The following is an 8,723-nucleotide window of genomic DNA, read 5'->3' on the forward strand; positions in this document are numbered from 1 at the left end:
CGCCCCACTGAGCCCGCTCCCTACAGAGACACACCCCCCCCCCCCCACGCGCTCTCCCCACCCCCCCAGGCCCGCGCGCTGCGCCCCCCCCCCCCCCCCCCCCCGCGACCGCGGTCTGCGCCACCACCGCAACGAGGACGCCTTCGCGGTCTCCTCGACCGCGCTGCCCGACGGCTCACCCGCCGTCGTCGCGATCGTCTGCGACGGCGTCTCCTCGGCGACCCGCCCCGACGAGGCCTCGCTCGCCGCCTCCCGCACGGCCGCCGAGGCGCTCCTCGCGGCCCTGCCCCTGGGCACCCACCCGCAGCAGGCCATGCACGAGGCGATCGTCGCCGCCGCCGAGGCCGTCAACTCCCTGGCCGAGGCGCCCCCCGCCCAGGACGAACACGCTCCGCACCAGAACGCGCCCGCCTGCACCCTCGTCGGCGCCGTCGTCACCCCCACCCTGCTGATCGTCGGCTGGGTCGGCGACAGCCGCGCCTACTGGGTCCCCGTCGACCGGAGTTCGCCCCCGGCCCGGCTCACCGAGGACGACTCCTGGGCCGCGCAGATGGTCGCCGCGGGCCTGATGAGCGAGGCACAGGCGTACGCCGACGAGCGCGCCCACGCCATCACGGGCTGGCTCGGCGCGGACGCGTACGAACTGGAGCCGCATACCGCGTCCTTCAAGCCGGACCGGCCGGGCGTGGTGGTGGTGTGCACCGACGGACTGTGGAACTACGCGGAGGCGGCCGAGGAGATGGCCGAGGTCGTCCCGCTCGACGCCGCCGAACGACCGCTGCACAGCGCCCGGGTGATGGTCGGTCACGCCCTGGACGGCGGGGGCCACGACAACGTAACAGTGGCCGTCGTACCGTTCCCCGCGCCGTCGCAGGGGGCAGGATCGGCCTGAGGCCGCAAAAACACGCAAGCGACGACAACGCCGACGTCGGCGACACCGACGGCAGCGACAGCGCCGACCACGTCGGCGACGTCGGCAACGGGGTCGGGCGCGGACCGGAGGGGACCGGTCCGCGGACAGTCATCACCTCCGTCAACCACCGGAGGCCTTGAGGGGGACGAAGAAGGCATGGCCAATTTCTCGAAGTCGAACGTGCCGCAGTTCTCGGTCGACGTGTACCAGAACGAGTACCTGCCCGAGAACGGCCGTGAGGTCAACGCGATCGTCACGGTGAGCGCCACCGGCGGCGGCACCGTCGGGAGCGCGGTCGGCGCGCCCCACCTGTACACGGCCGGGCAGGGCCCGGACGCGGCCGTGGCGATCATGGTCGACTGCTCGGGCTCGATGGACTACCCGCCGACCAAGATGCGCAACGCCCGGGACGCGACGGCCGCCGCGATCGACACCCTGCGCGACGGTGTGCACTTCGCGGTCATCGGCGGCACCCACGTGGCCAAGGAGGTCTACCCGGGCGCCGGGCGGCTCGCGGTGGCCGACGCGGCCACCCGCGAGCAGGCCAAGCAGGCGCTGCGCAGGCTGAGCGCGGGCGGCGGTACGGCGATCGGCACCTGGCTGCGCCTCGCCGACCGCTTGCTGTCCTCGGCGGAGGTGTCGATCCGGCACGGCATCCTGCTCACCGACGGCCGCAACGAACACGAGTCGCCGGAGGACCTGAAGGCCGCGCTGGACTCCTGCGCCGGACGGTTCACGTGTGACGCGCGTGGAGTGGGCACCGACTGGGAGGTCAAGGAGGTCACCGGGATCGCCTCGGCGCTGCTCGGCACCGCCGACATCGTCGCCGACCCCGCCGCCCTGTCCGCCGACTTCACGCAGATGATGGAGACGGCGATGGGCAAGGAGGTCGCGGACGTCTCGCTGCGGCTGTGGACGCCCGTCGGTACGACGATCAAGTTCGTCAAGCAGGTCGCCCCCACCGTCGCCGAGCTGACCGGCCGGCGTACCGAGGCGGGCCCCCGGGCCGGCGACTATCCCACGGGCTCCTGGGGCGACGAGTCCCGCGACTACCACGTGTGCGTCGAGGTCCCCCTGGCCGGGGTCGGCCAGGAGATGCTGGCCGCCCGGGTCTCGCTGGTGATCCCGCAGAGTGACGGGGGCGTGCAGAACCTCGGCGCGCAGGGTCTCGTACGGGCGGTGTGGACCGACGACATGGTGGCCTCGACGAGGATCAACTCGCAGGTCGCGCACTACACAGGTCAGGCCGAACTGGCACAAGTCATCCAACAGGGTCTCGATCTCCGCAAATCGGGAGATGTGGACGGCGCAACGGCCAAGCTGGGCCGCGCCGTTCAGCTCGCGAATGTGTCCGGCAACGCCGATACTGCGAAACTGCTTGCGAAGGTGGTGGACGTGGTCGACGCCGCGGCAGGTACTGTGCGATTGAAGGCAAAGGTCGAAGAGGCCGACGAAATGACGCTCGAGACACGGTCCACAAAGACTGTTCGTGTAAAGAAGTAGCGAGCCCGGCTCCCGTGGGGAGCCGGAGAAATCCGGTCATGACGACCGGAAGAGGAGAGGGGGAAGCGCCGACATGCCGACCTGCCCGAACGGACACCAGTCGGGTTCCGACGACTGGTGCGAGGTCTGCGGTCACCGCATGGCCGGTGCCGTGCCTCCGCCCCCACCGCCCGCCGGATACGGTTATCCGGCTCCGGGCTCACCGCCCGGTCCTGGCGGACGCCCGCATCACTCCGCCGTGCCCGGCTCCGAGCCGGAGCTCTGCCCGCAGTGCCGTACGCCCCGTGAGGGCGGTGCGCCGTTCTGCGAGGAGTGCCGGTGGAACTTCCTGACGAACACGGCGACCTCGTACACCCCGGCCGCGCCGCGCCCGCAGGCGCCCGCGCCCGGGCTGCCCAATCCGGCGCTGCGCTTCCAGCAGTCCGGTCCGGGACAGCCGGGCGGTCCGGGACAGCCCGGCGGTCCCGGCGGCCCGGGACAGCCCGGCGGTCCCGGCGGCCCGGGACAGCCCGGCGGTCCGGGTGGTCCCGGTGGTGGCCCCGGTCACGACCCGTTCGACTACCAGAGCTCACGGCCCTCGCAGATGAACCGTCCCGCGGAACCGATTCCGCCATACGGGGGAGACCCGTCCGGTTTCCGGGGCGATCCGTCGCGTCAGGGCGGCCCGCCCGGCCCCTCCGGCGGTCCCGGTGGTCACGGCGGCTTCGGTGCCGACCCCTCGCGTCCCGGCCCGCCGCCCGGAGGTCCCGGCGCCCCGCAGGCCTTCACGCAGCAGCCGGCCGCGCCCGCGTTCCCGCAGCAGGGGCAGCAGGGACGGCCGGGGCAGGGCGGCCCCGGCGGCCCGTCCTTCGGCGGCGGTGACGACGACTGGGTGATCTCCCCGCCGGCCGGTGGCCAGGGCGGTCCCGGCGGTCGCCCCGGCGGCCCCGGCCCCGGTCAGGGCGGCGGCTACGGCTACCCCCAGCCGGGCGCGACCCAGGCCCCGCCCGGTGTCGGCTACCAGCAGCAGCGGCAGCCGCTGTCCTGGACCGTGACGATCGGCCCCGACCGCGAGTACTTCATGGCGATGATGCAGCGCTCCGGCCCCGAGGCCGCGGGCCTGAACCTGCCCGCGTACTCCCCGGAGCAGCAGCGCCCGCTCACCGGCAACCAGCTGACGATCGGCCGGCGCCGGCACTCCACCGGCGACACCCCCGACATCGACCTCGCGGTGCCCCCGGAGGACCCGGGAGTCTCGCACCAGCACGCGGTCCTGGTCCAGCAGCCGGACGGCAGCTGGGCGGTCGTCGACCAGAACTCGACGAACGGCACCACGGTCAACGGCGGCGAGGAGCCCATCCAGCCCTTCGTCCCGGTTCCCCTCCAGGACGGGGACCGGGTGCACGTCGGCGCCTGGACGACGATCACCATCCGGCTCGGCTGAGCGACGCGTCCGGTACGCGTGCGGGGGTTCCTCCCGTACGCGTACCTCGTCGTTCCCGGTGCCCGTACAAGGTCACTCCGGAGCACCTGCCAGGGCCTCCGTTCCGCGCCCGCCGGTGCCGCTCCGGTGCGCCCGCCGGGGGCCTCTCCCCTGCCTGCGCGGCGGTTTCCGAGGCTCTACGGCAGCGGCCAGACGTGCGGTCCCCCGGGGTCGTCCAGCCACGCCCACGCGTCCGCGCCGCTGACCGTGATCCCGTACCGCTCGCGCACCGGCCGCCGCTCGCGCTCCCACAGCGTGAACGCCTCGTAGGGATCGAGGCTGCCCGCCGTGAGCGTCAGCAGGAACCGGAAGAGTTCGTCGCCGCGGGCCCGGCGCGGCAGTCCGCCCAGATGCTGCGGCTCCGGGTCGTCGGGCCGGGTGTCGCCACGCAGCGGGACGAAATAGGCGGGTGTGTGCAGGAAGCGCCCCTCGGCGTGCTCGGCGTCCCGGACCCGCAGCGCGATCAGGCCGGTGGCCAGTGGTGTGAGAATCACCGCATTCCGGCGGCACTGCGCCAGCCAGGGGCGCGGGATCGAGGTGAGCGTGCAGGTCGCGATGATCCGGTCGAACGGGGCCCGCTCGGGGACCCCGCGGGTGCCGTCCCCGGTGACGACGGTGGGATGCCTGCCGACGGCGTCCAGGTGCTGCCGCGCGGACTCGGTGATCTCCGGGTCGAGGTCGACCGTGGTCACCAGCCCGTCTCCGAGGCGGTGGGCGAGCAGCGCCGCGTTGTAGCCGGTCCCCGCGCCGATCTCCAGGACGGCGTCCCCGTCGCGTATCTCCAGCGCGGTCAGCATCATCGCCATCAGCGACGGCTGGCTGCTGGAGGAGACCAGTTCGGCGTCGCGCACCCGGGTGGCCAGCGCGGTGTCCGTGTAGGCGCCGCGCAGCCAGCGCTCCCGCTGTCCGGGGTCGGGGTCCTCGCACCAGACCCGCTCGAAGCCGTCCGAGGTGCCGACGTAGTAGTAGGGCACGAAGAGGTGGCGCGGGATCTCCTGGAACGCCTCCCGCCAGACCGGGTCGGCGTCCCAGGCCCCGCTGGCCTCGATGACGCGCACCAGCGCGGCCCGCACCGAGGTGGCGAGGTCGTCCAGATCGTTGTCGAGTGTGTGCGCGCCCATACCTCCACTGTGCTGCCGGCGGGGCCCGGAGGCGAGCGCCGGCCGGACGATCGGGTGCGCGCAGGCCGGGGAGCGGACCCGGCCCGGCGTGGGGCCCGTACCGCCCCGGCCCGTCGGCCCATGGACTGGTCCTAAGCCTCGAGTCCTCGGCCATCGGGTCTGAGACCATGGAGACGTGAATGAGATTCGGCGCGGCACGCTTCAGGAGCAGACCTTCTACGAGCAGGTCGGCGGCGAGGAGACCTTCCGGCGCCTCGTCCACCGTTTCTACGAGGGAGTCGCCGAGGACCCGCTGCTGAAGCCCATGTATCCCGAGGAGGACCTGGGCCCGGCCGAGGAACGCCTCACGCTGTTCCTGATCCAGTACTGGGGCGGCCCGACGACGTACGGCGAGAACCGCGGCCACCCCCGGCTGCGGATGCGTCACGCCCCGTTCGCCGTCGACCAGGCGGCGCACGACGCCTGGCTCAGGCACATGCGGGTGGCCGTCGACGAGCTCGGCCTCTCCGAGGAGCACGAGCACACGCTGTGGAACTACCTGACGTACGCGGCGGCTTCGATGGTGAACACGGCCGGCTGAGGCGGGCGGGCGACGCCCGTCGAGGTCCCGGGGGGGGGGCGACGAGGGACCGGGTCGTACGGGCGGCCGGCTCAGCGGACGCTGACGTCCAGCGCTCCGAGCCCCGCCCGGCGCACGGCGACCGACCCGTAGGGCGTGCGGAGCCGGAGCCACGCTCCCGACGAGTACAGGCCCAACGGGTTCTCCCCGGCGATGGTCCGGCCGGCCGCGCGCAGGAATCCCAGCGACTGTGCCGCGTGCGCGGCCCGCACCGGAAGGCCGCTGTCACCGATCGGGCGGGACCAGATCTCCCGTCCGATGCCGTCGAGTTCGGCGCGGGTACGCAGCTCGGGTGCCAACTCCTCGGTACGGGACCGGAATTCGGCGACCGCGGCACCGACCGACGCGCGCACGGCGTCCGGCGCGGGCAGCCCCGGCTCCGGTCGCCAGCCGCCGCGGGGCGGCAGCACGCCCGCCCACGGCGGACCGGTGACCGCCGCGGGAACGGCGACCGTGGCCGCCGGAACCTCGACGGACTCCAGGAGTTCACCGGCGGAGACGGTCACGTCGAGCGTGATGTCGAGCCCGTCCTCGTACGGCTTGGCGAGCCGCACGGTACGGATCGCGAGGACCTCGAACGCCGGCGGGCGCCCGAAGACCGCGAGCGCGGTGCCGGACGCCTGGAGGCGCACGGCGGCCGCGCGGTCGTAGTGGATCAGCCGGGCGAGGAAGGCGGCGAGATCCGCCGCCTCCCCTTCGTCGGCGAGGTACAGGGCGGTCATGCAGCGACGGCCTCGTCCACGTCGTCCCGGTACTCCTCCAGGAACTCGCGCTCCTGTGCCGTGATCCGGCGCGGACGCTGCTGCGTGAAGTCGAACGGCACGATCACCGTCGAGGCCGTGACATAGATCTGGTCCGGGTCCTTGACCTCGTAGGCGATCGTGAACGACGCCGCTCGTATCTGCGTCACCCACAGCTCGATGTCCACCGGGCTGTGCCGGTGGACCAACTGCCGCTTGTAGTCGATCTCATGGCGCGCCACCACGGATCCCTGCTGGAAGTCCTTCTCCGGGCGGAACAGGAAGTCGATACGGGCTTCCTCCAGGTAGCGGAGGAAGACCACGTTGTTCACGTGGCCGTACGCGTCCATGTCCGCCCAGCGCAGCGGGCAGCGGTAGATGTGCCGCAAGATCAGCCCCGGGTCAGCTTCTTGTAGGTGGCACGGTGCGGGCGGGCCGCGTCGGCACCGAGCCGCTCGACCTTGTTCTTCTCGTACGACTCGAAGTTGCCCTCGAACCAGTACCACTTCGACTCGCCCTCGTACGCGAGGATGTGCGTCGCGACCCGGTCCAGGAACCAGCGGTCGTGGGAGATGACCACGGCCGCACCGGGGAACTCCAGCAGCGCGTTCTCGAGCGAGGACAGGGTCTCCACGTCGAGGTCGTTGGTGGGCTCGTCGAGGAGCAGCAGGTTGCCGCCCTCCTTGAGGGTCAGCGCCAGGTTCAGCCGGTTGCGCTCACCGCCGGAGAGGACACCCGCGGGCTTCTGCTGGTCCGGGCCCTTGAAGCCGAAGGCGGACACGTAGGCCCGCGACGGCATCTCGACCTGGCCGACGTTGATGTAGTCGAGCTCGTCGGAGACGACGGCCCACAGCGTCTTCTTGGGGTCGATGTTGGCGCGGCTCTGGTCGACGTAACTGATCTTGACCGTCTCGCCGACCTTGATCGCGCCGGTGTCCGGCGTCTCCAGACCCTGGATCATCTTGAACAGCGTGGTCTTGCCGGCGCCGTTCGGGCCGATGACGCCCACGATGCCGTTGCGCGGCAGCGTGAAGCTGAGGTCGTCGATGAGGACCTTGTCACCGAACGCCTTGGAGAGGTTCTGGACCTCGACGACGATGGAGCCCAGTCGCGGGCCCGGCGGGATCTGGATCTCCTCGAAGTCCAGCTTCCGCATCTTGTCGGCCTCGGCCGCCATCTCCTCGTAACGGGCGAGGCGGGCCTTGGACTTGGTCTGGCGGCCCTTGGCGTTGGACCGGACCCACTCCAGCTCTTCCTTGAGCCGCTTGGCGCGCTTCTCGTCCTTGCGGCCCTCGACCTTGAGGCGGGAGGCCTTCTTGTCGAGGTACGTGGAGTAGTTGCCCTCGTAGGGGATCGCGCGGCCGCGGTCCAGTTCGAGGATCCACTCGGCGACGTTGTTCAGGAAGTACCGGTCGTGCGTGACGGCGACGACGGCGCCCGCGTACTTCGTGAGGTGCTGCTCCAGCCAGTTCACCGACTCGGCGTCGAGATGGTTGGTGGGCTCGTCGAGGAGGAGCAGGTCCGGAGCCTCGATCAGCAGCTTGCAGAGCGCCACGCGGCGCTTCTCGCCACCGGAGAGGTTGGTGACCGGCCAGTCGCCGGGCGGGCAGCCCAGCGCGTCCATGGCCTGCTCGAGCTGCGCGTCGAGGTCCCAGGCGTTGGAGTGGTCCAGGTCGTCCTGGAGCTTCCCCATCTCCTCCATGAGCGCGTCCGAGTAGTCGGTCGCCATCAGCTCGGCGACCTCGTTGAAACGGCTGAGCTTGCCCATCAGCTCTTTGGCGCCGTCCTGGACGTTCTCCAGCACCGTCTTGGACTCGTCCAGCTCCGGCTCCTGCATGAGGATGCCGACGCTGAAACCGGGCGACAGGAACGCGTCGCCGTTGGAGGGCTGCTCGATGCCCGCCATGATCTTGAGAACGGTGGACTTACCGGCGCCGTTCGGACCGACCACACCGATCTTCGCGCCCGGGAGGAAGCTCAGGGTGACGTCGTCGAGGATCACCTTGTCGCCGTGCGCCTTGCGCGTCTTGCGCATGGTGTAAATGAACTCAGCCAAGAGAAACCGTCCGGACGCTTGAAATCGGCAGTGGGCAGATACACCCCATCTTGCCTGACCGCCACCCCCAGGGGGAAACCCGTATCGTCAGGGGGCCGTGACCTGGACGTTCACCGTCCGGTCCGTGACTGCCTGGTCGCTCATCGTCGCCGTCGCCCGCCGCCGAGCGGCCTCGCACGGCCCGGGGACGGCCCAGGGGTGATCACCCGGGCGACGTCTCCGGCTCTCGCGGCCGAGCCCTCACCCGGTGTCCGACGCCCGGGGGGGGGGGCCGCGGGGGCGCGCGGCGCTCAGCTAACGGTGATGAGA

8 protein-coding genes are annotated in these 8,723 nt (G+C 71.8%); 4 read left to right on the forward strand and 4 right to left on the reverse strand.

All coding sequences use genetic code 11. From position 1 onward, the window contains the following. The 3 genes from ACFV2J_RS13130 to ACFV2J_RS13140 all read left to right on the forward strand — a co-directional run. A partial coding sequence (locus ACFV2J_RS13130; RefSeq protein ID WP_385438544.1) for a PP2C family protein-serine/threonine phosphatase occupies window positions 1-892 on the forward strand: 892 nt, incomplete at its 5' end. Between the two features lie 177 nt (window positions 893-1,069). Next, window positions 1,070-2,416 carry a VWA domain-containing protein gene (locus ACFV2J_RS13135; protein WP_385097697.1) on the forward strand — a complete coding sequence of 449 codons (1,347 nt, stop codon included), beginning with the start codon at window positions 1,070-1,072 and terminating at the stop codon, window positions 2,414-2,416. A 73-nt stretch (window positions 2,417-2,489) separates the two neighbouring features. Next, window positions 2,490-3,839 carry an FHA domain-containing protein gene (locus ACFV2J_RS13140; RefSeq protein WP_385438547.1) on the forward strand — a complete coding sequence of 450 codons (1,350 nt, stop codon included), beginning with the start codon at window positions 2,490-2,492 and terminating at the stop codon, window positions 3,837-3,839. A gap of 176 nt (window positions 3,840-4,015) precedes the next feature. Here ACFV2J_RS13140 and ACFV2J_RS13145 read toward each other — a convergent pair whose 3' ends face one another. Continuing rightward, a complete protein-coding gene (locus ACFV2J_RS13145; protein WP_385092255.1) occupies window positions 4,016-4,999 on the reverse strand; it encodes a methyltransferase domain-containing protein in 984 nt (327 codons plus the stop codon). Window positions 5,000-5,174: 175 nt separating this feature from the next. Between ACFV2J_RS13145 and ACFV2J_RS13150 the strand changes: the two genes are divergently transcribed. After that, window positions 5,175-5,579, forward strand: a complete 405-nt coding sequence (locus ACFV2J_RS13150; protein WP_385092258.1) for a globin — start codon at window positions 5,175-5,177, stop codon at window positions 5,577-5,579. Between the two features lie 71 nt (window positions 5,580-5,650). Here the strand turns inward: ACFV2J_RS13150 and ACFV2J_RS13155 are convergent, their stop codons facing one another. The 3 genes from ACFV2J_RS13155 to ettA are packed head-to-tail and all read right to left on the reverse strand — an operon-like array spanning window position 5,651 to window position 8,414. Next, on the reverse strand, window positions 5,651-6,340 hold the full coding sequence (locus ACFV2J_RS13155) for a hypothetical protein (RefSeq protein ID WP_385092261.1): 690 nt from the start codon (window positions 6,338-6,340) through the stop codon (window positions 5,651-5,653). Then, window positions 6,337-6,747, reverse strand: coding sequence for an acyl-CoA thioesterase (locus tag ACFV2J_RS13160; RefSeq protein ID WP_385092264.1), 411 nt, complete (start codon window positions 6,745-6,747; stop codon window positions 6,337-6,339). The genes ACFV2J_RS13155 and ACFV2J_RS13160 overlap by 4 nt, the downstream gene beginning before the upstream one ends. A gap of 2 nt (window positions 6,748-6,749) precedes the next feature. Further along, the gene (gene ettA / locus ACFV2J_RS13165; RefSeq protein ID WP_385092267.1) at window positions 6,750-8,414 is read right to left on the reverse strand and encodes an energy-dependent translational throttle protein EttA; all 1,665 of its coding nucleotides are present in this window, start codon (window positions 8,412-8,414) and stop codon (window positions 6,750-6,752) included. Window positions 8,415-8,723: the final 309 nt, after the last annotated feature.

The sequence above is a fragment of the Streptomyces sp. NPDC059668 genome, assembly GCF_042734135.1.
Classification (GTDB): Bacteria; Actinomycetota; Actinomycetes; order Streptomycetales; family Streptomycetaceae; genus Streptomyces.